Annotated in this window: 22 protein-coding genes; 6 read left to right on the plus strand and 16 right to left on the minus strand. The window is 69.8% G+C overall.

The window, feature by feature from the left end; genetic code table 11:
* Positions 1-14: 14 nt before the first annotated feature.
* The 7 genes from ACTWPT_RS17105 to ACTWPT_RS17135 all read right to left on the minus strand — a co-directional run bounded on the left by ACTWPT_RS17105 (position 15) and on the right by ACTWPT_RS17135 (position 7,323).
* Positions 15-2,750: a DEAD/DEAH box helicase gene (locus ACTWPT_RS17105; protein ID WP_443178365.1), complete on the minus strand. Its 2,736-nt coding sequence runs from the start codon at positions 2,748-2,750 to the stop codon at positions 15-17.
* 183 nt (positions 2,751-2,933) lie between these two features.
* On the minus strand, positions 2,934-3,821 hold the full coding sequence (locus tag ACTWPT_RS17110) for a YegS/Rv2252/BmrU family lipid kinase (RefSeq protein ID WP_443178366.1): 888 nt from the start codon (positions 3,819-3,821) through the stop codon (positions 2,934-2,936).
* A 16-nt stretch (positions 3,822-3,837) separates the two neighbouring features.
* Entirely contained in the window at positions 3,838-4,761 is a 924-nt protein-coding gene (tatC, locus tag ACTWPT_RS17115; RefSeq protein ID WP_443178367.1) for a twin-arginine translocase subunit TatC, read from the minus strand.
* A gap of 26 nt (positions 4,762-4,787) precedes the next feature.
* Positions 4,788-5,102: a Sec-independent protein translocase subunit TatA gene (gene tatA, locus ACTWPT_RS17120; RefSeq protein WP_443178368.1), complete on the minus strand. Its 315-nt coding sequence runs from the start codon at positions 5,100-5,102 to the stop codon at positions 4,788-4,790.
* A 67-nt stretch (positions 5,103-5,169) separates the two neighbouring features.
* The gene (locus ACTWPT_RS17125) at positions 5,170-5,325 is read right to left on the minus strand and encodes a hypothetical protein (RefSeq protein WP_443178369.1); all 156 of its coding nucleotides are present in this window, start codon (positions 5,323-5,325) and stop codon (positions 5,170-5,172) included.
* Positions 5,322-6,293 (minus strand): helix-turn-helix transcriptional regulator, encoded by a 972-nt coding sequence (locus tag ACTWPT_RS17130; RefSeq protein ID WP_443178370.1) that lies wholly within the window; start codon positions 6,291-6,293, stop codon positions 5,322-5,324. Before ACTWPT_RS17130 ends, ACTWPT_RS17125 begins: the two co-directional genes overlap by 4 nt.
* A gap of 67 nt (positions 6,294-6,360) precedes the next feature.
* On the minus strand, positions 6,361-7,323 hold the full coding sequence (locus tag ACTWPT_RS17135) for a helix-turn-helix transcriptional regulator (RefSeq protein WP_443178371.1): 963 nt from the start codon (positions 7,321-7,323) through the stop codon (positions 6,361-6,363).
* 37 nt (positions 7,324-7,360) lie between these two features.
* On the opposite strand from ACTWPT_RS17135, the gene ACTWPT_RS17140 reads away from it, so the two are divergent.
* A complete protein-coding gene (locus ACTWPT_RS17140) occupies positions 7,361-8,428 on the plus strand; it encodes a DUF3866 family protein (RefSeq protein ID WP_443178372.1) in 1,068 nt (355 codons plus the stop codon).
* Here the strand turns inward: ACTWPT_RS17140 and ACTWPT_RS17145 are convergent.
* The 8 genes from ACTWPT_RS17145 to prcB all read right to left on the minus strand — a co-directional run bounded on the left by ACTWPT_RS17145 (position 8,374) and on the right by prcB (position 15,653).
* Entirely contained in the window at positions 8,374-8,853 is a 480-nt protein-coding gene (locus tag ACTWPT_RS17145) for a DUF3291 domain-containing protein (protein ID WP_443178373.1), read from the minus strand. The two genes, ACTWPT_RS17140 and ACTWPT_RS17145, sit on opposite strands and share 55 nt — an antisense overlap.
* Before the next feature lie 33 nt (positions 8,854-8,886).
* Entirely contained in the window at positions 8,887-9,564 is a 678-nt protein-coding gene (locus tag ACTWPT_RS17150; protein ID WP_443178374.1) for a helix-turn-helix transcriptional regulator, read from the minus strand.
* A gap of 34 nt (positions 9,565-9,598) precedes the next feature.
* Positions 9,599-10,498, minus strand: a complete 900-nt coding sequence (locus ACTWPT_RS17155) for an FKBP-type peptidyl-prolyl cis-trans isomerase (RefSeq protein ID WP_443178375.1) — start codon at positions 10,496-10,498, stop codon at positions 9,599-9,601.
* 319 nt (positions 10,499-10,817) lie between these two features.
* Complete coding sequence (locus ACTWPT_RS17160; protein ID WP_443178376.1) at positions 10,818-11,771, minus strand: FKBP-type peptidyl-prolyl cis-trans isomerase; 954 nt, start codon at positions 11,769-11,771, stop codon at positions 10,818-10,820.
* A 74-nt stretch (positions 11,772-11,845) separates the two neighbouring features.
* Positions 11,846-13,204, minus strand: coding sequence for a Pup--protein ligase (gene pafA / locus ACTWPT_RS17165; protein WP_443178377.1), 1,359 nt, complete (start codon positions 13,202-13,204; stop codon positions 11,846-11,848).
* A gap of 126 nt (positions 13,205-13,330) precedes the next feature.
* Positions 13,331-13,855, minus strand: a complete 525-nt coding sequence (locus ACTWPT_RS17170) for a hypothetical protein (protein WP_443178378.1) — start codon at positions 13,853-13,855, stop codon at positions 13,331-13,333.
* Between the two features lie 148 nt (positions 13,856-14,003).
* Entirely contained in the window at positions 14,004-14,783 is a 780-nt protein-coding gene (gene prcA, locus ACTWPT_RS17175; RefSeq protein WP_443178537.1) for a proteasome subunit alpha, read from the minus strand.
* A gap of 21 nt (positions 14,784-14,804) precedes the next feature.
* Complete coding sequence (gene prcB / locus ACTWPT_RS17180; protein ID WP_443178379.1) at positions 14,805-15,653, minus strand: proteasome subunit beta; 849 nt, start codon at positions 15,651-15,653, stop codon at positions 14,805-14,807.
* A gap of 203 nt (positions 15,654-15,856) precedes the next feature.
* Here prcB and ACTWPT_RS17185 point away from each other — a divergent pair, with 203 nt between their 5' ends.
* Genes ACTWPT_RS17185 through ACTWPT_RS17205 form a run of 5 tightly spaced genes read left to right on the plus strand, consistent with a single transcriptional unit; the run spans position 15,857 to position 21,108 of the window.
* On the plus strand, positions 15,857-17,224 hold the full coding sequence (locus tag ACTWPT_RS17185) for an extracellular solute-binding protein (RefSeq protein WP_443178380.1): 1,368 nt from the start codon (positions 15,857-15,859) through the stop codon (positions 17,222-17,224).
* Positions 17,199-18,125 (plus strand): carbohydrate ABC transporter permease, encoded by a 927-nt coding sequence (locus tag ACTWPT_RS17190; protein WP_443178381.1) that lies wholly within the window; start codon positions 17,199-17,201, stop codon positions 18,123-18,125. Before ACTWPT_RS17185 ends, ACTWPT_RS17190 begins: the two co-directional genes overlap by 26 nt.
* Positions 18,122-18,940 (plus strand): carbohydrate ABC transporter permease, encoded by an 819-nt coding sequence (locus ACTWPT_RS17195; RefSeq protein ID WP_443178382.1) that lies wholly within the window; start codon positions 18,122-18,124, stop codon positions 18,938-18,940. Before ACTWPT_RS17190 ends, ACTWPT_RS17195 begins: the two co-directional genes overlap by 4 nt.
* The gene (locus ACTWPT_RS17200; RefSeq protein ID WP_443178383.1) at positions 18,937-20,001 is read left to right on the plus strand and encodes an ABC transporter ATP-binding protein; all 1,065 of its coding nucleotides are present in this window, start codon (positions 18,937-18,939) and stop codon (positions 19,999-20,001) included. The genes ACTWPT_RS17195 and ACTWPT_RS17200 overlap by 4 nt, the downstream gene beginning before the upstream one ends.
* Positions 20,002-20,049: 48 nt before the next feature.
* The gene (locus tag ACTWPT_RS17205; RefSeq protein WP_443178384.1) at positions 20,050-21,108 is read left to right on the plus strand and encodes a DNA polymerase IV; all 1,059 of its coding nucleotides are present in this window, start codon (positions 20,050-20,052) and stop codon (positions 21,106-21,108) included.
* Positions 21,109-21,114: 6 nt separating this feature from the next.
* Here ACTWPT_RS17205 and ACTWPT_RS17210 read toward each other — a convergent pair whose 3' ends face one another.
* A complete protein-coding gene (locus ACTWPT_RS17210; protein WP_443178385.1) occupies positions 21,115-21,837 on the minus strand; it encodes an endonuclease VII domain-containing protein in 723 nt (240 codons plus the stop codon).
* Between the last annotated feature and the right edge of the window lie 244 nt (positions 21,838-22,081).

Below are 22,081 nucleotides of genomic sequence, written 5' to 3' on the forward strand. Positions count from 1 at the left end.
GGCTAACGGGCCGCTCAGGTGAGCGAGGAGTAGGCCACCACCCCGCGCCGCATGGCGTCCACAGCCTTGACGGCAGTCTGCTTGATCTTGCTGTCGGGCGGGGCCGCGTTCCCGAGCTGGCCGAGCAGGTCCATCAGCTGCTTGATCCACCGCACGAAGTCGCCCGCGGCCAGCTCGTTGCCGTTGACGCCGTCCATGAGCACCGCGTCCAGAGCGTGCCCCTTCGTCCAGCGGAACGCCGCCCAGGCGAACCCCAGGTCGGGCTCCCTGATGGCGGACAGCCCGTGGTCGGACTCGATGCCCTCCAGCTCCCCCCACAGCCGGATCATCGACGTCAGCGCGTCCTGGGCCCGCCCTGCGGGGATCTTGGGCCGGCGGGCGTCGTCGGCGGCCCGTGACTCGAACACCAGCGCCGACACACACGCCGCCAGCTCCGCCGGCTCCAGCTCCTCCCACAGTCCCTTGCGCAGGCTTTCCGCGGTCAGCAGGTCCAGCTCGGTGTAGATGCGGCCCAGGCGGCGGCCCTCGTCGGTGACCGTCTCACCGTCGAGGTAGCCGAGCTGCTCCAGCACCGAGCAGATGCGGTCGAACGTACGGGAGATCACGTGCGAGCGGCCCTCGACACGACGGCGCAGCCCTTCGGTCTCGCGCAGCAGCTTGTAGTAGCGCTCGGCCCAGCGGGCGTGGTCCTCGCGCTCGTCGCAGCCGTGGCAGGGGTGCTGGCGGATGCGCCGGCGCAGCTCGTTGACCTCCTCGTCCTCCACCGTGTGGTCGCGGGCCCTGGCCGGCTTGCCCAGGTCACGGTCGCCGACCTTGGCCAGCAGCGTGGAGACGAGGTTGGCGCGTTCCTTCGGCGAGCGGCCGTTGAAGTTCTTCGGGATGCGCAGCTTCTCCAGGGGCTCGACCGGCACCGGGAAGTCGGCCGGGTCAAGCTTCTTGATCTGCTTGCCGATCGTCAGCACCAGCGGGCTGGGCCCCGTCCCGGCAGCACGGCCGCGCGGGTTGAGCCCCGGGTCGAGCACGATCGCCAGACCGGCCCGCCGCCCGCCGGGCACCCGGATGACGTCCCCGGGCTCCAGCGCCTCCAGCGACCGCACCGCCGCGGCGCGCCGGGCGGCCCCCCGCTGCCTGGCCAGCTCGGCCTCCCGGTCGGACAGGCGGCGGCGCAGCGCCGCGTATTCAGGGAAGTCGCCCAGATGGCACGTCATGGCCTCCTGGTAGCCCTCCAGGGCCTCCTCGTGCTTGCGCAACTGCTTGGCCAGGCCCACGACCGCCCGGTCGGCCTGGAACTGCGCGAACGACTCCTCCAGCAGCGTGCGCGCCCGCTCCCTGCCGAACTGGCCGACCAGGTTGACGGCCATGTTGTACGACGGCTGGAAGCTGGAGCGCAGCGGATAGGTGCGGGTGCCGGCCAGGCCCGCAACCGACAGCGGGTCCATGCCCAGCTGCCACAGCACCACGGCATGCCCCTCGACGTCGATGCCGCGCCGCCCGGCCCGGCCGGTCAGCTGCGTGTATTCACCGGGCGTGAGGTCGGCGTGGGTCTCGCCGTTCCACTTGTCCAGCTTCTCGATCACGACGCTGCGGGCCGGCATGTTGATGCCGAGGGCGAGGGTCTCCGTGGCGAAGACCGCCTTGACCAGCCCGCGGGTGAACAGCTCCTCCACGACCTCCTTGAAGGCCGGCAGCATGCCCGCGTGGTGCGCCGCCAGGCCGCGCTCCAGGCAGTCGCGCCACTCCAGGAAGCCCAGCACCGCCAGGTCCTCGTCGGGCAGGTGCGCGGTGCGCTCGTCGACGAGCTGCCTGATCTCGTGCCGCTCGCGGTCGGTGGTGAGCCGGATCCCGGCGTACAGGCACTGCTGCACCGCCGCGGCGCAACCGGCGCGGGAGAAGATGAACGTGATCGCCGGCAGCAGCCCTTCGGCGTCCAGCTTCTCGATGACCTGCACCCGGTCCGGCGGCCGGGACCGCTGCGGCCGGCCGTAGCCGCGCCGGCCCCGGCCCGCGGTCAGCCGCTCGGCGTCCTTGGTGACCCGCATCAGGGTGGGGTTGATGCGCGGCGTCAGGTCGTCGTTCATGAACATGTCGTAGAGGCGGTTGCCCACCATCATGTGCTGCCACAGCGGCACCGGCCGGACCTCGTCGACGATGACCGTGGTGTCGCCGCGCACCTCGCCCATCCACTCGCCGAACTCCTCGGCGTTGCTGACCGTCGCCGACAGCGCCACCAGCCGGACCGACTCCGGCAGGTGGATGATGACCTCTTCCCACACCGCGCCGCGGAACCGGTCGGCCAGGTAGTGGACCTCGTCCATGACGACGAAACCGAGCCCGCCCAGCGTGGCCGACCCGGCGTAGAGCATGTTGCGCAGCACCTCGGTGGTCATGACCACGATGGGGGCGTCGCCGTTGATGCTGTTGTCGCCGGTCAGCAGGCCGACCTTGGCGGTGCCGTAGCGTTTGACCAGGTCGTTGTACTTCTGGTTGGACAACGCTTTGATGGGGGTGGTGTAGAAGCACTTGCGGCCCTGCTCCAGGGCCAGGTGGACGGCGAACTCGCCGACCACCGTCTTGCCCGATCCGGTTGGCGCCGCCACCAGGACGCCGTCGCCGGCCTCCAGGGCCCGGCAGGCGTCTAGCTGGAAGTCGTCCAGCGCGAAGTCGTAGAGACCTCGGAACGACCTGAGAGCGGCCCCTTCGTCCCCGTGCTTCTGACGGAAGGCCGCGTAGCGTTCCGCTGGCGTTGTCATACCCGTCAGCCTACCGAAATCGCCATTCCGGTCCGTCCCGCCCGTTCCCCCGGGCCCCCTTGCGCCGCCGCCGCACCCCACCGCACGTCGGCCGAGGTCGTCTTGGGAGGGCGGGTGAGGGGTGCCGGTCCTTCGGCACCTTCCCCGGATCGCACCCACCCGGGCGCCTTTACAATGTAGATCTCAAACGATGACCCGCAGCGCCCCGGGCCGCACCTCGCACTCCACCGGCACCGGTCCGATCCGCTCCCCGTCGGCGTACGCCACCACGTCCAATGCCTCCAGCCTCACCCTGCGCACCCGCCGCACCGACACCGCCCGGTGCCCGACGTGCGTCCCTCGGTACACGCTCGGGAACACCCGCAGGAACTTCCCCTTGGAGATGGCGCCCACCATCACCACGTCCAGCAGCCCGTCATCGGGCCGGGCATCCGGGCACACCTGCATCCCGGCGCCGTACGAGCAGGTGTTCGCCACGGCCACCAGCATGGCCTCCTGTTCGACCACCTCGTCGTCGTCGAAGGTGACCCGGAACGGGATGGGCCGGAACGACCGCAGCTCCTCCAGCGTCGCGACCAGGTATCGAGCCATCCCGGGTGGCCAGGTGAGCCGGTTGGCCCGCTCGTTGACGCGCGAATCGAATCCGCAGCACGCCACGCCGGCGAACAGCTCGTCGACGCCCCCGGCGCGGATGCGGGCCGCGTCGACCAGCCGCGACTTCATGCGCAGCACGGTACGGGCCGCCGCGACGGGGTCCTTGCAGGGGACGCCGAGCGCGGCCGCGATGTCGTTGCCGGTGCCGGCGGGGATGATGCCGAGCGGCACGTCGGTGCCGGCCACGGCCTGCACGGCCAGGTGGACCAGGCCGTCGCCGCCGAAGGCGACGAGCGCGTCGGGGCGTTCGGCGACGGCGGTGCAGGCGCGTTCGAGCGCGTCCGCGGCGTCATCGCCGACGATCACCGACAGCTCGGCCCCACCGGCACGCAGTCGGCGCGCCACGGGCTCGAGCAGGCGCAGCGTCCGGCCGCCGCGGGCGGCCGGGTTGACGAGCAGCGCAAGTTGCGGGGACACGCCCGGAACCTATCGCCTATCGAACGGAACCGGAATCCTCTTCGGGCCTATCGGGCCGAACCGGGTCCTCTTCGAGGCGGGTGTCCGCGGGATCGTCGTCGTCGAGCGGCGTGTCCTCCGGCAGCGGCGAGGCCTCGTCGTCGGACAGGTGCGCGAACTCGCTCTGTGGCTGCCGCTTCTCCCGCAGGTACATGAACAGCTCGGCGGCCGAGAACAGCACGATCATCGGCGCGGCCAGCGCCATCATGGTGATCGGGTCGCCGCCGGGCGTGACGACGGCGCCGAACACGAACATCAGGAAGATGATCAGCCGCCGGTGCTTGGCGACCGTCGCGCGCGGCAGCACCCCGATGATGTTGAGGAACACCAGCAGCAGCGGCAGCTCAAAGGACACCCCGAAGATCATCAGCATGATCAGGACGTAGTCGAGGTAGTCGTCGATCGAGATCGTGGCGACCGTGCCGTCGAGCGAGAATCCCAGCAGGAACCCCAGGGCGGTGTCCATGATGAAGTAGGACAGCGCCGCGCCCAGCGCGAACAGCGGGATGGCCAGCGCCAGGAACGTTATCGTGTAGCGCTTCTCGGTGCGGTAGAGCGCCGGGGTGACGAACGCCCAGATCTGGTAGAGCCAGGCGGGCGAGGACACCACAAGGCCCACCATCAACGAGATCTTCAGCGTGATGAAGAACGACGAGAAGATACCGTTGTAGGTGAGACTGCACGCCCCGTTGAGCTGGCGCGATTGAGGAGTCGCGCAGTAGGGCTCCTTGAGCAGCTCCCACACCAGGCCGGAGACGATCCAGCCGACGATCAGGCCCACCGCCACGGCGGCGAACGCGATGAGCAGCCGGTTGCGTAGCTCACGCAGGTGCTCCATGAGCGGCATCCGGCCTTCGGGGTCCGACTCCGACTTGGGGCCCGACCGTTTCAGCAGCGCCATTCAGCAGTCCTGGGGACGAGGGGTGGTCAGGGACGCTTGTCTGCCTGCGCGCCGGCACGCAGGCGCGCGGCTTCCTCCTCGAGCCGGCGGGCCTGCTCCTCGGCGGAGATCACCGGCGCGGCAGGGATCTGCTGCGGGGGCGCGGGGGCCGCCTGAGGCTCGGGCGTGGCCTGCACGACCGTCGGCTTGTCGTCGTCGTCCTCGGTCATCTTGCTGGTCTCCGCCTTGAAGATGCGCAGGGACCGGCCGACGCCACGGGCGAGGTCCGGCAGCTTCTTGGCCCCGAACAGGAGGACCAAGGCCACCAGGATCAGGATGATCTCTGGAGCTCCCAAGTTCATGTGACGTCCTTCACGGTGAGCGGCGTGCTGTGTTTCCCCCCGATCGTACGCTGCCAGGCGCTCTGCCTCATCCCTTGAGGTCCTGTTTCAACCTGAATTGCTCGTTAATTTGAGCGAGTTCCCTGTTCAGGCCACGTGCGGCGATCACGACGCGGGCGGCCGCGACTGCGAGCACGGCCAGCCCGGCCAGGACGAGCCCGGCGGTCAAGAAGATCCACGTCATGACCGGTGAGCGTACAGGGCCAGGGCGCGCTCGGCCTCACGGCGGACGGTCTCGGCCATCCGGGGCGGCGAGACGACCCTGCCGGTGTCGCCCAGCCGCAGCGCCAGCTTGAGTATCCAGTCCTCGTCGCGGGCCCGCAACGCCACCCGCAGCCGCCCTTCGCCCAGCTCGATGACCTGCTCGCACGGGTAGTACTCGGCCACCCAGCGCCCGGCGGCGCTGACCTCCAGCTCGACCAGCTCGTCGGTCGGCGAGGGCCGGAAGACTCCCTGGGTGACGTCGATGGGCTCGGCCTCCTCCGGCGGGTCGGCGGGCACGTCGAGGACGTCCACGCCGAGCATCCGGTCGAGCCTGAACAGCCGCATCGCCTCGGCCCGGTAGCACCAGCCCTCCAGGTAGGCGCGGCCGTCGACGACCACGACCCGGGTGGGGTCGACCTCGCGCGGCGTCACCTCGTCGCGGCCGGGCACGTAGTAGCGCAGCGACAGCCTGCGCCCCCGCTTCAGCCCTTCGCGTACCCGCGGCAGCGCGTCGGGGGCGGCGTCGACGTCGACGGTGACCTGGCTGCTGACGGTGGCGGCGCCCTCGCCCGCGGCCCGCTCCAGCTTGGCCATCACGCGAGGCAGCGCGTCGCTGCCGGCCTGGACCTCGGCGAGCTCAGGGGTGGCGGCGAGCATGCGCAGCGCGACCAGCAGGGCGCTGGCCTCGTCGATGCCGAGCCGCAGCGGCCTGGCGATGGTGTCGGCGTTGTCGATGATGATCTCGCCGCCGTCCCAGGACACGTCGATGAGGTCGCCGGGGGTGTGGCCGGGCAGCCCGCACATCCACACGAGCTGCAGGTCGTCGATGAGCTGCTTCTCGCTCAGCCCGAACACCGAGGCCACCTCGCCGACCTGCGCCCCAGGATGGGACATCAGGTACGGCACCAGCGCCAGCAACCTGGGCAGCCGATCCGCCGACCCACTCATGCGCCCTCCTTCGTCGGTCGCATGAGTGGGCCACTGCCGCGTCTGATTGTTCGCTCGCTCGGCTCGCTCACGCCATGGCCCCCTTCAGTCTGCGGATGACGGCCTCGCGGGCGTCCGGCGGCTCGACGACCTCGACGTCGGCGCCGAGGCTGGCCATCCACCCGGCCAGCCGTTCGGGGTCGGAGAAGACCAGCTCGGCCTCGTCCCACCCGTCGGTGCCGGAATGCACGGCCCTGGCCAGCTGCCGCAGTCCCTCGCACGCCCCCTGGCGCACGCGTACGACGGCGACGCGCTCGTCCATGGGCTCGTCGGGGAAGCCGACCATGGCCCGCAGGTCGATGCCTTCGGGCACCTGCACGGCGCCCGCCTTGCCGAGCGCGGCGACCTGCCCGGTGATGCGGCTGAGCCGGAAGGCGCGCGGCGCCTGCCGGTCGCGGTCGAAGCCCGCCAGGTACCACTTGCCGCGGCGGCTGACCACGCCCCACGGCTCCACGGTCCGGCTGCGGACGCTCTCACTGCCGGCGCCGCGGTAGTCGAAGCGCACGACCCGCTGGTCGCGTACGGCGTCCCACAGCGCGGGGAACGCCGGGTCGCGGGTGTCGACGCGCAACTCCAGAGCGCCTCCGCCCATCGTCCCGCCGACGGGCTGGTCGGTGGCCACGCCGCCGGCGCGCAGCTTCAGCAGCGCCCCCGAGGCGGCCTCGGCCAGACTGGCACGCTGCCACACCTGCGCGGCCAGCCCCAGCACAGCGGCCTCGTCCGGCTCCAGAGTGATCTCGGGCAGCTCGTACGACTGCCGCTCGATCCGGTAGCCGGGCTCGTCCTCCCACGGGTCCCGCACCACGTCGATGGGGATGCCGAGCTCGCGCAGCTCGTTCTTGTCCCGCTCGAACATGCGTTGGAACGCCTCGTCGCCGTCCCGGTCGTAGCCGGGCACGGCCTGGCGGATCTGCTCGGCCGACAGCGGGCGCCGGGTGGCGAGCAGGCAGATCACCAGATTGAGCAATCGTTCCGTCTTCCGGCGCGACATCTGCCTCACTCCTCCTTCATGACGCTACCCTGCCCCCGTGATCAGATGGCGCAAGGGCGAGGTCGTACGGATCCGACGCGAGTGGCCGGGAGCGGTGGAGCTGGACGTCGCCGTCCCCGAGGGGGAGTGCCGGGCGCTCGCGTACCCACCGTTGGTGGGCCGCCCGGAACCCGGCGACGAGGTGCTGCTCAACACGACCGCGCTCGCAATGGGTCTCGGTACGGGAGGTTACGCCATGGTGGTGGCCGTCCCGAACCGTTTGCCGCAAGATCCTGAGGGACCGGGGCACCTGGTGAAGGCCCGGTACACGCCGCTGCAGGCCACGGTGCTGGGCGCGGACGAGCAGGATTCCCCCCATCACGACAAGTTGCGCGAGGCAGACTCGCTGGACGGGATGCCGGTGGTGGTGGCCGACCTGCACTCGGCGCTCGCTCCGATCCTGTGCGGCCTGTACGAGGCCGCGCCCGGCACGCGGGTGGCGTACGTGATGCAGGACGGCGGCGCGCTGCCGGTGTGGTTCTCGATGGCCGCGGCGCGGCTGCGGGAAGCCGGCTGGCTGGCGGGCGTGGTGACGGTCGGGCAGGCGTTCGGCGGCGAGGTGGAGGCGGTCACCGTGCACACGGGGCTGCTGGCGGCCAGGCACGTGCTGGAGGCCGACGTCGCGATCGTCGCCCAGGGCCCGGGCAACCTCGGCACGGGCACCAAATGGGGCTTCTCAGGCGTGTCGGCGGGCGAGGCGGTCAACGCGGCCGGGGTGCTGCGGGGGCGGCCGGTGGCGGCGCTGCGAATCAGCGAGGGCGACCGGCGCGAGCGCCACTACGGAGTCTCCCACCACTCGCTGACCGCCTACGGCCGGGTGGCCCTGTCCCCGGCGGACGTGCCGGTGCCGGAGCTGCCCGGCGAGTTCGGCGAGCGGGTCAGGGACCAGGCCGAGCTGCTGGCCGTGCGGCACCGCCTGGTGCCGGTGCCGGTGGACGGCCTGCACGAGGCACTGCGCGGCTCGCCGGTCAAGCTGTCGACGATGGGCCGGGGCCTGGAGGAGGACCTGGCCTACTTCCTGGCCTCGGCGGCGGCGGGCAGGCTGGGGGCCGCGCTGCTGTCGTAGGAGTCCTTGAACGTGAACGCCTCGGGGCTCGGCCCTTCGGCCTTGAGGCGTTCCAGCCGCTCCATCCCTTCGGCCAGCGACGGGATGTGCCCCTCGGGGATCCACCACATCACCATGTACGGCTCCGCCATGCGCAGGAACCACTCCCTGCGGCGGCGCAGCACCCCCAGGTGGGCGCTGCGGTAGACGTAGTCCCACAGCGTGTCGAGCGACTCCCACACCGAGAAGTTGATCAGCAGGTAGTCGCCGTAGTCGTGCACGACGGTGGCGGTGGGGTCGGTCTCGCTCTCCTTCAGCCGCCACACGAATCCGGGGGCCTCGTCGGCGATGGCGTTGATGGGTTCGAGCAGGGCGACGAACTCGGCGAGCTCGGCGGAGTCGATGGGGGCGCGCAGGTGGGCGAGGTTCAGCTCAGCGAGATGCATGACGCCCAGCACACCACCCCTTCTCCTTCTATGTCAATCTCCATTTGTTTTAGAAAGGGCGACGCAGCACTCCCCCGGCCGCGGATCCAGCCTCGCCCTGGCCGGGTCGTCGCCGAGCCCCTGGAGCAGCCCCTGGCACAGGGCCAGGTTCATGGAGCACACCAGCAGCGGCTGCTCCTCGGCCAGGACGTGGAACGGGCAGTTGCGCAACCGCAGCGTCCCGCCCTCCTCGTACGGCTCGTAGCCGCGCTCCCCCAGCACCCGCTCGACCGGCTGCCCGGCGTACTGCCCGGCCATGCGCTCGCCCGCGCGGCGGGCCACCTCCTCGGCCTGCTCCTCGGCCCCGAGCAGGTCCACCACGTCCGCCAGAACCGAGGCGAGTGCGGCGTAGTCGCGCGGCGGCAGGCTCACCGACCGCTCGCCCCTGGCCCTGCGGTAGACCTTGGCGGGCCGGCCGCTGCCCGGGCCCTTCTTCTCCTGCTGCCGGAACCCGCTCTCCAGCAGGCCCGCCTCGACGAGCTTGTCCAGGTGGTGCCCGGCCAGCGTCCTGGACACGCCCGCCGCCTCGGCCGCCTCTCCCCTGCCCACGTCGCCGCCGCCGGCGGTGACGGCGTCGTAGAGGCTGCGGCGTACGGGGTCGTGCAGCAGGGCCAGCGCCTCGAGATCGTCGGTGCCGCCGTGTCTGATCGTTCGCTCCCTCTGGTGGCCCACAAGCGGAGTCTATTTCTCCGTGCCGCCTCCGCCGTCAGTACGCGGCCAGGACGTCCACCACGAAGACCAGGGTGTCGGAGCCCTTGATCCCGTACGCGGGATGGCCCGGGGCGCCGTACCCGTGCGAGGGCGGCACGATCATCAGGACGCGGCTGCCGGCCGGGACGCCGACCAGTGCCTTGTCCCAGGCCTTGATCACGGTGCCGTCGCCGATCCTGAACGCCTTCGGCTGCCCCGTCGTCCAGGTCGTGTCGAAGATCCGGCGGCGGCTCCAGACCGCGCCCCAGTACTGGACGACCACGAGCTGCCCCGCCTGCGTCCTGCGCCCGCTGCCGCGGTCGAGCACCTTGGCGGCGAACCGGGCCGGCGGCGCGGTCGCGGGCACCGCCAGCTTCGGGCGGCCACCGCCGGTGACGCGCACGCCCGCCAGCGAGCCGCCGCTGCCGACGATCGAGGCGCCCTTGGGGTGGGCGCCGAGGATGTCGACGACGTAGAACAGCTCGTCAGCGGGCTGGACACCGGTCGGCGGGTTGGGGCCGAAGCCCTGGTCGGGCGGGATGGCCGCGATCACCCGGCTGCCGACCGTGCGGCCCTGCAACGCCTGGTCCAGGCCCGGCAGCAGCCGCCCCACGGGGAACGCCGCCGGGGCGCCGCGGTTGAAGCTGGAGTCGACCAGGCGGTTCTGGCCGCCGTCCCACACGTGCGCGGTGTACTGGACGATCGCCACGTCGTCGGGCTCGAGCCGCGCGCCCTTGCCGGTGGCCAGCTCGTCCACCTGGAGGCCGGCCGCCGGCCTGCCGTCCGGGAAGGCGATCGTGGGTCTGGCACCGAACGCGCCGCCCACCTTCAGCTCCAGGCTCCCCGCCGGCTCGCCCGTGCAGCCCGCCGCCATCAGGCACGCCAGCAGGAGCGGGGCGACGGCACGGCGGAGCATCGATCCTCCCACGCGGAGCGGCCCGCCGACGCTGCGCCGGCAGGCCCCGCGATGCTACCGCGACGCCAGATCACACGTCACCAAGCTACGAAATATCCCCCACGCGCACATCCCCCTTGCACCGCGTCACAAGCCACGCAGCCCGGTCGGCAAGGGCCCGAGGCGACGGGCGCGGCCGGCACCGCGCACGGGCACCCGGCCACCACCGGACCCGGCGCGGGACGCTCGGCCATGGCCGGCGCGCGGTCCGGGCCGGTGGTGTACGGCCGGCGCACACCCCATGCCGCGGAGGCCCGCCCCGCGCGCCTCCGCGGGCTCGTCAGTAGGCCGACAGGACATCCACGACGAACACCAGCGTGCTCTTCGCGGGAATGTTCTGCTGCGCCTGGTCGCCATATCCAAGGGCCGGCGGGATGCTCATCACGACCCGGCTGCCGACCGGCACCCCGGCCAGCCCCTGCTGCCACCCTTGGATCACCCCGCTGAGCGGGAACTCGGCCGGCTGCCCCCGCTCCCAGCTGGAGTCGAACTGCTTGTCGGTGCCCCAGATCTTGCCCGTGTAGTGCACGGTCAGCGTCTGGGTGGCCTGCACCTTCGCCCCGGTGCCCTCGATGAGCGTCTTGACGACGAGCTTGTCCGACGGCTTCTCGGAGGTCTTCGTGGTCAGCGTGGGCGCCTTGTCGCCGCCAGGGTTCTCGACCTTGACGCCCGCGAGGCTCTGACCGGTCTCCTTGCCGGTGGCGGCCTTCAGCGCCGCCGGCGGCGCGCCCACCACATCGATCACGAACACCTTGGTCGGCTCGGCCGGCGTGGTCTGTTGCTGTTGCTGCTGCTGCGGGATCGAGTCGTTGGCCAGCACGGCCAGCAGCCGGCCGCCGTGCTTGACCTTGGTGAAGCCCTCCTGCAGCACCTGCGGCAGCTGCTCGTTGACCGGGATCGTCTCCGGCGCCTTCGTGTCGTACGAGGAACCCTGGACGGCGTTGCCCTTGCCGTCCCAGTTGTAGACGGTCAGGTTGACGATCACCTTGTCGCCGGCCTTGACCGCGGCGCCGGTGCCCGGCTGGATCACCTCGTACGACGACTTGGTCGCGGGCGTGCCGGAGGGGAAGGTCACCGTGGGCTTGGCGCCCACGTTACCGGTGACCTTCACCCCGGCGGAACCCCCGGCGGGGGCGCTGGCGGAGGCGCTGGTCGCGGGACTATCTTCGGAGCCGCACGCGGCGGCGAACAAGATCAAAGGCAGGGCGGCCAGAATGGCCAGAACGCGGCGCATGCGCTTCCCTCGGAAAGACGGCAGATTCGCGCCACCCTACCTGACTCTCCGGTAGGGCCGAGGTAAACCGATCGCTACATCCCGGCGATGAGCTTGTCCACCCGCTCGTCGACGCTGCGGAACGGGTCCTTGCACAGCACCGTCCGCTGCGCCTGGTCGTTCAGCTTGAGATGCACCCAGTCGACGGTGAAGTCGCGGCGCTTCTCCTGCGCCTTGCGGATGAACTCGCCGCGCAGCCGCGCCCGGGTCGTCTGCGGCGGCACCGACTTGGCCTCGAAGATCTTCAGGTCGGACGCCACCCGCTCCACCGAGCCGCGCTTCTGCAGCAGGTAGAACAGGCCCCGCTTGCGGTGCACGTCGTGGTAGGCGAGGTCCAGCTGCGCCACCCGCGGCGACGACAGCGGCAGGTCGTACTTCTTCCGGTAACGCTCGATGAGCTGGTATTTCGTCACCCAGTCGATCTCCCGCGCCACCAGGTCGAGGTCGCCGGTGTCGACCGCGCGCAGCGTGCGCTCCCACAGCTCCAGCACCCGGTGCGCGATGGCGTCGCCGCCGCGCCGGTCGACGAAGTCCTTCGCCTTCGACAGGTATTCCTGCTGGATCTCCAGGCTCGACGCCTCCCGGCCGTTGGCCAGGCGCACCCGCCGCCGGCCGGTCATGTCGTGGGAGACCTCGCGGATGGCCCGGATCGGGTTCTCCAGCGACAGGTCGCGCATCACCGTGCCCGCCTCGATCATGCGCAGCACCAGGTCGGTGGCGCCGACCTTGAGCAGCATGGTGGTCTCGCTCATGTTCGAGTCGCCCACGATGACGTGCAGGCGGCGGAACCGCTCGGCGTCGGCGTGCGGCTCGTCACGGGTGTTGATGATGGGCCGGGACCGGGTGGTGGCGCTGGAGACGCCCTCCCAGATGTGCTCGGCCCGCTGTGACACGCAGTAGACGGCGCCGCGGGGCGTCTGCAGCACCTTGCCGGCGCCGCACACGATCTGCCGCGTCACCAGGAACGGGATCAGCACGTCCGCCAGCCGCCCGAACTCCCCGTGCCTGCCGACCAGGTAGTTCTCGTGGCAGCCGTAGGAGTTGCCGGCGGAATCCGTGTTGTTCTTGAACAGGTAGATGTCACCGGCGATGCCCTCCTCGCGAAGCCGCTTCTCGGCGTCGACGAGAAGCCCTTCGAGGATGCGCTCGCCCGCCTTGTCGTGGGTGACGAGCTCGATGACGTTGTCACACTCGGGTGTTGCGTATTCAGGATGGCTGCCCACGTCCAGATAGAGACGTGCGCCGTTGCGGAGGAAGACGTTGCTCGATCGGCCCCAGGACACGACCCGCCGGAACAAGTAGCGCGCGACCTCGTCGGGCGACAGCCTGCGCTGCCCCCTGAACGTGCAGGTCACGCCGTACTCGTTCTCCAGCCCGAAGATGCGACGATCCATTACCTCACACTATGCCCGCGGGTCGGCCAGCGGGAGAGATCTTCTCGGGTGTTTTCCGCCGGGCGCGATCGGCACGCTCCGTCCCGCGCCCGCCCCCACGGGGCGCGGGTGCCGGCCGCGCGCCCGTCAGGGCGTATAGATCTCCTGAACCTTGACGATCCTGCCCTTGTGCACGGTGATGAGCGCGGGCATCCGCGTGCGGTCGTGCCGCTTGATCAGCGTGGTCCTGGAGCACTTCTTGGTGCCGAGGCCGGTCTTCCTGCTCACGGTGAGGTTCGTCATCGACGACGAGCAGCCGTACGCCGACAGGTAGAGCACGTCCTTGGCGATGGGCGAGGCGTACGCCATGACGTCCCCCTCGGGCGGGCCCACGAAGTTGCCCTCGGTATGGGTGCCCTTCTTCCACTTGATCGGCTCGTACTCCGCGACGGCGCCCCGCACGTCGGTGATCCAGCCGCGCAGAATGCCGTTGCGGCGGGAGTGGATGCCCTTGGTGAAGTCATGCTTCGGGTCAGGCTGGAACGAGGTGCCGAAGATCTTGGGCGCCTCGTAGTCCGGGTACGCGGTGGCGGCGTGCGCGGCCACTCCGGACGTCAGCATCACCGCGGCGGCCGCGCCACCGGCCAGGAGAGTCCGCATGGAAGTGTTCACGGATTCTGAGATCCTCGATCACGCCGCCCGGTTCGGGCGAATCATCGTGATACGGATCACATCTCCGGCCGACACGGCGTCCGGCACAGGCCCCGCCCGCCCCCGAGGGACCGCGACCGAGTGGCGGCCCCGGGGACGGCAGGTAGACCTACAGGGGTGACGAGCCGTCGTCCACGGGCCCCTCGGGGCCGGTGGGAGGCGGGGTATCGGACGGCGGGGCCGTGGGCGGGGCGGACGGCGGGGTGGACGTCTGGGCGATGAGGCGCTCCAGGCGGGCGCCCGTCAGCCGCAAGAACTTGCGGTGCTCCCGGTGGCGGTCAAGCACCGCAACCTCCAGCTGCCCCACCGGCGGCCGCTCCCCGCCCGGCTCCGTCAGCGCCGACAGGGCCACCTCCAGCGCGTCCGCCAGCGACATCGACTCCCGGTAACGCTCCTTCAGCCGGCTGACCACCGCCTCCGCCTGGCCGCCCATGGCCGCGAAACCGTGCTCGTCGAACACCGACCCGTCGAACGTCAACCGGTAGATCGCATCACCCTCCGGGGTGTCGCCCACCTCGGCGATCACGACCTCCACCTCCAGCGACTTGATCGACTCGGTGAAGATGCGGCCCAGGTTGGAGGCATAGAGGTTGGCCAGGCCGCGGCCGGTCACGTCGGTGCGGTCATAGGTGAAGCCGTTGATGTCGGCGTAGCGGATGCCGCCGCGCCGCAGCTCCTCGAACTCGTTGTAGCGGCCCACGGCCGCGAACCCGATGCGGTCGTAGATCTCGCTGATCTTGTGCAGCGCCCGCGACGGGTTGGGCGCCACGAACAACAACCCGTCGACATACTGCAGCACGACGACGGAACGGCCCCGCGCGATGCCCTTGCGCGCGTAATCGGCCTTGTCCCGCATGATCTGCTCAGGGGACGCATATCCAAATGGCATGGACACAGGCGGTGGTCCTTTCTAGCGCAGCGGGGCGATGGGGCCGTCGGGCGAGATCAGGCGGGCTTCCAGCATCTGGTCGACGTAGCCGGAGACCTGCTCCTCACTCAGCCGGCGAAAGCCGTCGGCGTCGATCACCGTCACGATCGGCCAGATCTTCCTCGTCACGTCGGGACCACCGGTCGCCGAGTCGTCGTCGGCCGCGTCATAAAGCGCCTGGATCAGCGTCATCGCCATGTCGTCCGCCGACGCGCCGTCGCGGTAGAGCTTCTTCATCGACCCGCGGGCGAAGATCGAGCCCGAGCCGATCGCGTCGAACCTCTCCCGCTCGTACGGCCCGCCCGCCACGTCGTAGCTGAAGATGCGCCCCTCGTCCTTGTCCGGGTCGTAGGCGGCGAACAGCGGCACCACCACCAGCCCCTGCATGGCCATGGCCAGGTTGCCCCTGATCATGGTGGCCAGCCGGTTGGCCTTGCCCTTCACCGACATGCCCAGGCCCTCGAGCTTCTCGTAGTGCTCCAGCTCCACGCGGAACAACCGGGCGAACTCGATGCCCGTGCTCGCCGTGCCCGCGATGCCCATGCACGAGTATTCGTCGGCGCGGAACACCTTCTCCACGTCACGCTGCGAGATGATGTTGCCCGACGTCGCCCGCCGGTCGCCCGCCATGACCACGCCACCGGCGAAGGTGGCGGCCACGATCGTGGTCGCGTGCGGAACCTGGTCGCCGATCGGAGTGGCCAGAACCTCATCCCGCCGCGGCAGCAACTCCGGCGCATACGAGCTCACGAACTCCGTGAACGAGGAGGTTCCGGTGTTACGGAAAAGATGGTCCCCCAAGCCGGCGGGCAGATCCCTGTGCGATGCCACGCGACTCCCTCCCAATCGTCAGTGTTCCTAGGGCGACCCTACTCATGTTGTGCTGCTGTCTGCACTTCCCACGATCAGCTCACGGCGAACCCTCCCCTGCGTGACCCCGGAAACGCCGGGCCTCGTGTCCAGATCGTTTCTTTACGCCGCCAACGGCCCATGCGATTGTCGGTATGTCTGCACGTCCTGAACAGGAGGCCGACATGCGATTCCCCAGCCGACCTGCGGTGATCGCCGCCACCGCCGTCCTCGCCCTCACCTCCTGCGGCACGGGCACGGAATCCAGCCCGGGAAGCGTCACCCTCACCATCGCCGCCAACTCCATCCAGGGCGGCAAGAACTCCGAGTCGGCCACCTGGATCAAGAACTGGGTGATCCCCGAGTTCGAGAAGACCCACCAGAACGTCAAAGTGCTGTTCCAGCCCAGCGGCGTCGACGACGAGCAGTACAAGACGAAGATCGCGCTCGACCTCAAATCCAAGAGCGGCGCCGACGTCATCGACGTCGACGGCATCTGGGTCGGCGAGTTCGCCCAGGCCGGCTACATCAAGCCGCTGACCGAGGTCGGCGGCCCCGCCGTCGAGCAGTGGGAGGGCTGGTCGCAGATCCCGCAGGCCGTGCAGGGCCTGGGCATCTTCGACGGCAAGAAGTACGGCCTGCCGCAGGGCACCGATGGCCGCGTCCTGTTCTACAACAAGACCCTGTTCGCCAAGGCCGGGCTGCCCGAGACGTGGGAGCCCAAGAGCTGGCAGGACATCATCGACGCCGGAAACAAGCTCAAGGCCGCCGGCGTGCCCGTCCCCATCCAGATCAACGCCGGCACCGCCATGGGCGAGGCCACCACCATGCAAGGCGTGCTCCCGCTGCTGGCCGGCGCCGGCTCCGAGATCTACGCCGCCGGCAAGTGGGCCGGCGACTCGCAGGCCGTCAAGGACGTGCTCGGCTTCTACCAGCAGATCTACGGCGGCAGCGGCCTCGGCGACCCCAAACTCCAGCAGGAGGCCAAGGGCCGCGACAAGTCCTTCGCCCAATTCGCGCAAGGCAAGATCGGCATCCTGGCCGAGAGCGACTACTTCTGGCGCTCCGTCGTCGAACCCACCGCCGGCGTCGCCCCCATGAAGGACCGCGACCAGGTCGTCGGCTACGCCAAGATCCCCGCCAAGCAGCCGGGCGGCGGCATCCGCGGCCAGGATCACGTCAGCATGTCAGGCGGCGCCGTCCGCGTGCTCAACCCGTTCTCCAAGAACCCCAAGCTCGCCTGGGACCTGCTCGCCTTCATGCACTCGGCCGAGGCGACGAAGTCGCAGCTGGCCGGGCAGGCGCGCATCAGCTCCCGCACCGACGTCAACAGCGAGGTGCTCACCGCCGACCCGATGCTCAAGTACATCGCCGACGAGGTGCTGCCCCTCACCGCCTACCGGCCAGGACTGGCCGTCTACCCGCAGGTGTCGACCGCCCTGCAGGAGGCCACCGCCGCCGTCGTCAGCGGCAAGAGCGCCGACGAGGCGGCCGCCGCCTACCAGGCCAAACTGGAGGAAATCGTCGGTGGCGCGGCCAACGTCGGCGGCTGACGCCGCCGGACTGGGCAAGGGCAGGGCGATCACGTTCGTCCTGCCCGCCCTCGTCCTCATCACCGTCTTCCTCGTCTTCCCCGCCCTGTGGACCATCTACCTCGGGCTGACCGACTACCGGCTCACCGGCCTGGCCGCCGCCAACCCGCAGGTCGTCGGCCTCGACAACTACACCGGCGCGCTCGAAGACCCCCGCTTCCTCACCTCGCTGTGGCTGACCGTCCTGTACGTCGGCGGTTCGGCCATCATCGGCCAGGCCGGACTCGGCTTCGCCCTCGCCTGGATCCTGCGCACCCGCACCGGCCCCGTGCGCCGCCTCGTCGAAGGCGTCGTCCTGCTGTCGTGGATCCTGCCCAGCACCGTCGTCGGATTCCTGTGGTTCGCGCTGCTCGACCGCGACGAAGGAACACTCAACGCGCTGCTGCACACACCCGGATTCGCCTGGCTCCTCGACTACCCGCTGCTGTCGATCATCATCTTCAACGTGTGGCGCGGCACCGCGTTCTCCATGATGTTGTACTCCGCCGCACTCGAGAACGTGCCACCCTCACACCTCGAAACCGCCCGCCTGGCCGGCGCAAGCGTGCCGCAGCAGCTGCGCGACGTCGTCTTCCCCCGCATCCGCCGGCACATCCTGACCAACCTGCTGCTCATCAGCCTGTGGACGTTCAACGACTTCACACCGTTCGTCCTCACCGGCGGCGGCCCAGAAGGCCGCTCGGAAATCCTGCCCGTGTACGTCTACCGCATCGCACTCAGAGACGGCCAGCTCGGCGTCGGCGCCGCCATCTCTTTCCTCATCCTGCTCATCAACCTCATCTTCGCCCTGGCATACCTGCGACTGCTCCGCGGCCAGCGCCGCCAGCAGGAAGTCGCCGCCGCCGGAGGACCACCCGCATGATCCGCCACGTCGTCGGTCGCCTCGCCGCCACTGTCTTCATCGCCGTCGTCCTGGCCTTCTTCACCCTCCCCATGCTCTGGCTGGCCAGCGCCCCCTTCGACGACACCCCCACCATCACCACGTCGATCCCTGAATTCACGCTGCGCAACTTCGCCGCCATCCTCGACAACCCCTACGCGCTCGGCTCCATCCGCAACTCCCTCATCCAAGGAGGCGGCGCCGCCGCGCTCGTCGTCGCCCTCGCCGCCCTCGCCGCCTACGCCCTGTCCCGAGTCCGCGTACCCGGCCGCGACGCGCTGCTCTACCTGCTCCTGCTGCTGTCGTCCGTCGTCACCGGCACCGCCGCCATGGTGCCCATCTTCGAGCTCGCCACCCGGCTCGACCTCATCGACACCCACCTCGGCGTCATCCTCGTCGTCTCCGGCGGCCTCCTGCCCGCCGCGATCTTCATCCTGAAGGACTTCATGGACGAGACGCCCACCTCCTACGAGGAGTCCGCCCGCGTCTTCGGCGCATCCCCCCTGCAGATCCTGCGCCACATCGTCATCCCCCTCGTCCGGCCAGGACTCGCCACCATCGCCGTCTGGGCCCTCGCCAGCGTCTGGGGCGGCTTCCTGTTCCAGTTCATCCTGCTGCGCGACCCCGAGAAAGCCCCCGGCTCCGTCATCCTCTACACCCTCTACACCGAAGGCGGCGCCCCCAGGCTCGACCTCATCTCCACCTTCTCCCTGCTGTACTCACTCCCGGTCGTGGCCATGTACCTGTTCGTCTCCCAGCGGTACGGCTTCCGCTTCCACGGAGGGATCAAACGGTGATCTCGCTGCACGGCCTCACCAAGATCTTCCCCGGCGGGGTACGCGCCCTCGACGGCATCGACCTCACCATCGCCGACGGCGAGTTCTTCGCCCTCCTCGGCCCCTCCGGCTGCGGCAAGACCACCCTCCTGCGCACCATCGCCGGCCTCGAAACCCCCACCGCCGGCAGCGTCCGCATCGACGGCAGGGACGTCACCGCCCTGCCGCCCGGCGACCGCGACGTCGCCATGGTCTTCCAGGACTACGCGATCTTCCCCCACATGGACGTCACCGCCAACATCGCCTACCCCCTCCGCATCAAGAAGACGCCCCGCGCCCAGCGCGCCGCCAAAGCCGCCGAAGTCGCCGCCCGGCTCAGCCTCACCGAACTCCTCCACCGCCGCCCCAGCGAACTGTCCGGCGGCCAGCAACAACGCGTCGCCCTCGCCCGCGCCATCGCCTGCCACCCCGCCGCGTTCCTCTTCGACGAACCGCTGTCCAACCTCGACGCCCGCCTCCGCCTCGAAGCCCGCACCTTCCTCAAACGGCTTCAGCGCGAACTCGCCGTCACCACCGCCTTCGTCACCCACGACCAAGCCGAAGCCCTCGCCCTCGCCGACCGCATCGCCGTCATGTCCCAAGGCCGCATGATCCAGATCGGCACCCCCGCCGACATCTTCCACCGCCCCGGCACCACCTTCGTCGCCTCCTTCATCGGCTCCACCCCCATGAACCTGCTCCCCGCCGAGGTCACCCCCACCGCCCTCCACGTCGCCGGCGCCACCTTCCCCGTCCCGCCCGGCCTCGCCCCCGGCGACCACGTCACCTACGGCGTACGCCCCGAATACACGGACCTGTCCGCCACCCCACGACCCGATGCCTTCCCCGGGACCATCTCCGTCCTGGAAAACCTCGGCACCCACACCCTCGTCACCCTCGAAACCCCCGACGCCCTCATCCAGGCCGCCGTCCCCGAAGGCGACGAACCCCCCACCGGCACCCAGGCCTGGGCCGTGCCCCGCCGCAGCCTCATCTACCGCGACGAGACACTGCACCTCAGCGAGAACCACCAGGCCGGCTGAGAGCGGCCTAGCGTGGCCCTCCGCGCCGCACAGGCCATACTGGACACCATGACCACCGGGCCATCCAGCCCCACCAGAGACTGGATCCTGCACGTCGACCTCGACCAGTTCATCGCCGCCGTCGAAATCCTCCGCCACCCCGAACTCCGCGGCAAACCCGTCGTCGTCGGCGGCAGCGGCGACCCCACCCAACCCCGCACCGTCGCCGCCACCGCCACCTACGAAGCCCGCGAACACGGCATCCACTCGGGCATGCCGCTCCGCACCGCCCTCAGACGCTGCCCCCACGCCGTCTTCCTGCCCAGCGACCCGCCCGCCTACGAAGCCGCCTCAGAACGCGTCATGGCAGTGCTGCGCGAATTCCCCGTACGGGTCGAAATATGGGGCTGGGACGAAGCCTTCATCGGCGCCGCCACCGACGACCCCGAAGCCCTCGCCGCCGACCTCCAGCACGCCGTACGCGCGCGCACCGACCTGTCCTGCTCCGTCGGCATCGGCGACAACAAACACCAGGCCAAACTCGCCTCCGGCTTCGCGAAACCCGCCGGGATCTACCGCCTCACCAGCGACAACTGGGCCGAGATCATGTACGCCCGCCCCACCGACGCCCTGTGGGGCATCGGTGCCAAAATCTCCAAGAAACTCGCCGCCCTCGGCCTCCACACTGTCGCCGACCTCGCCGCCGCCGACCCCGCCGAACTCGCCCGCGCCTTCGGCCCCACCAACGGCCCCTGGTACCGCTACCTCGCCCTCGGCAAAGGCGAAGCCGAAGTCGTCACCACACCCTGGATCGCCCGCGGCCACAGCCGCGAAACCACCTTCCCCCACGACCTCACCGACCCGGCCGAGATCGCCCACCACGTCGCCGCCCTCGCCGAACACGTCGCCCACGACGCCGCCACCGAAGGCCGCGAAGCGATCCGCGTCTCCGTCAAAGTCCGCTTCACCCCGTTCCTCACCCGCACCCGCCAGTCGAAGCTCCCCACCCCCACCACCGACCCCCGCGTCCTGTCCGACACGGCGGTCGCCATCCTCGACCGCTTCGACCTCAACCGCCCTGTCCGCCTCCTCGGCGTGGCAGTCGACTACACCATGCCGGAGAAATAACCGGACTCAACCCACCCGGGTCGCCCTGGAATAGAAATCAGCACGAAGCTCCTCCTCGGCCCGGAACAACTCCTCCAGCTCCTCCTCGGAGACCTCCACCTCCTCGAAATCATCCGGCGACGCCGCCTCGACATACGACAGCGCTCGCCACACCACCGCCGGATCATCCCTGAACTGCCCGATCCCGGTATTGCACGGCAAACACAACGCATACCGCACATCGCCGGTCCGATGACAATGATCCACATGCTCCGGCGGCCGGCCCCAGCACACCACACACAACCCGTGCTGCGCCGCGACCATCTTCTCGACATCCTCATGCCGCATCCGATAACGCTGCGACAGGTGATAAGTCCGCGTCCGCGCCACGGACCCGCCGTCACGCTGCTCCGGCAGGATCAGGAAATCCGGCCAGAGCACCTCCCCGTCCAAATAGAGGGCGGCCAGCTCCAGCAAGACAGTGTTGTCGCCGAAGTGGCCGAGCCCATTGTTGCAGTTGAAACAGAGAACGCCCCGGACCTGCCCGGTCTCGTGACTGTGATCGACGAAGGTGCCCGGAACGACCCTGCAGATGGCGCAGAGCCCGCCCTGCTGGGCGAGCATGCGCTCAAAGTCGTCCTGGGTAATGCCGTAACGGTATTGGAGCAGATAATTCCGCTCACTGCCGTATTTCTTGGTCTTATTCTCACGAGTAACGACAGCATGACACGGCTTGCAGTAGGTGGTCACTCCATCCTTGCTAGCCCTGTTACTACCGAACTCGCTCTTGGGCTTTATCTCCGCACATCGCGCGCAGTACTTATGCCCAGCGGGAACCTGAACCCGATCGCGCACAGTTTTCCCTTGCTCGCCCATGCGCTTGCGGTAACTCTGAGTGGAACGCCTCCTGAAGCAGGCCTTGCAATATCGCGCAAGCCCATCAGCCATGCGCTTATTGCGCCCGAACTCAGAGACCGTCTTAGTCTCCCCACAG

The organism is Nonomuraea sp. 3N208 (assembly GCF_052245935.1).
GTDB lineage: Bacteria > Actinomycetota > Actinomycetes > Streptosporangiales > Streptosporangiaceae > Nonomuraea.

What these genes read in the sequence shown, in the direction of transcription:
- ACTWPT_RS17195 (WP_443178382.1), top strand. Translation starts at nt 18,122, where the DNA reads ATGATCCGCCACGTCGTCGGTCGCCTCGCCGCCACTGTCTTCATCGCC.
- ACTWPT_RS17125 (WP_443178369.1), bottom strand. Translation starts at nt 5,325, where the DNA reads ATGACGTGGATCTTCTTGACCGCCGGGCTCGTCCTGGCCGGGCTGGCC.
- ACTWPT_RS17145 (WP_443178373.1), bottom strand. Translation starts at nt 8,853, where the DNA reads ATGCATCTCGCTGAGCTGAACCTCGCCCACCTGCGCGCCCCCATCGAC.
- ACTWPT_RS17205 (WP_443178384.1), top strand. Translation starts at nt 20,050, where the DNA reads ATGACCACCGGGCCATCCAGCCCCACCAGAGACTGGATCCTGCACGTC.
- ACTWPT_RS17160 (WP_443178376.1), bottom strand. Translation starts at nt 11,771, where the DNA reads ATGCGCCGCGTTCTGGCCATTCTGGCCGCCCTGCCTTTGATCTTGTTC.
- ACTWPT_RS17185 (WP_443178380.1), top strand. Translation starts at nt 15,857, where the DNA reads ATGCGATTCCCCAGCCGACCTGCGGTGATCGCCGCCACCGCCGTCCTC.
- ACTWPT_RS17155 (WP_443178375.1), bottom strand. Translation starts at nt 10,498, where the DNA reads ATGCTCCGCCGTGCCGTCGCCCCGCTCCTGCTGGCGTGCCTGATGGCG.
- tatA (WP_443178368.1), bottom strand. Translation starts at nt 5,102, where the DNA reads ATGAACTTGGGAGCTCCAGAGATCATCCTGATCCTGGTGGCCTTGGTC.
- tatC (WP_443178367.1), bottom strand. Translation starts at nt 4,761, where the DNA reads ATGGCGCTGCTGAAACGGTCGGGCCCCAAGTCGGAGTCGGACCCCGAA.
- ACTWPT_RS17105 (WP_443178365.1), bottom strand. Translation starts at nt 2,750, where the DNA reads ATGACAACGCCAGCGGAACGCTACGCGGCCTTCCGTCAGAAGCACGGG.
- pafA (WP_443178377.1), bottom strand. Translation starts at nt 13,204, where the DNA reads ATGGATCGTCGCATCTTCGGGCTGGAGAACGAGTACGGCGTGACCTGC.
- ACTWPT_RS17135 (WP_443178371.1), bottom strand. Translation starts at nt 7,323, where the DNA reads ATGTCGCGCCGGAAGACGGAACGATTGCTCAATCTGGTGATCTGCCTG.
- ACTWPT_RS17130 (WP_443178370.1), bottom strand. Translation starts at nt 6,293, where the DNA reads ATGAGTGGGTCGGCGGATCGGCTGCCCAGGTTGCTGGCGCTGGTGCCG.
- prcA (WP_443178537.1), bottom strand. Translation starts at nt 14,783, where the DNA reads ATGCCATTTGGATATGCGTCCCCTGAGCAGATCATGCGGGACAAGGCC.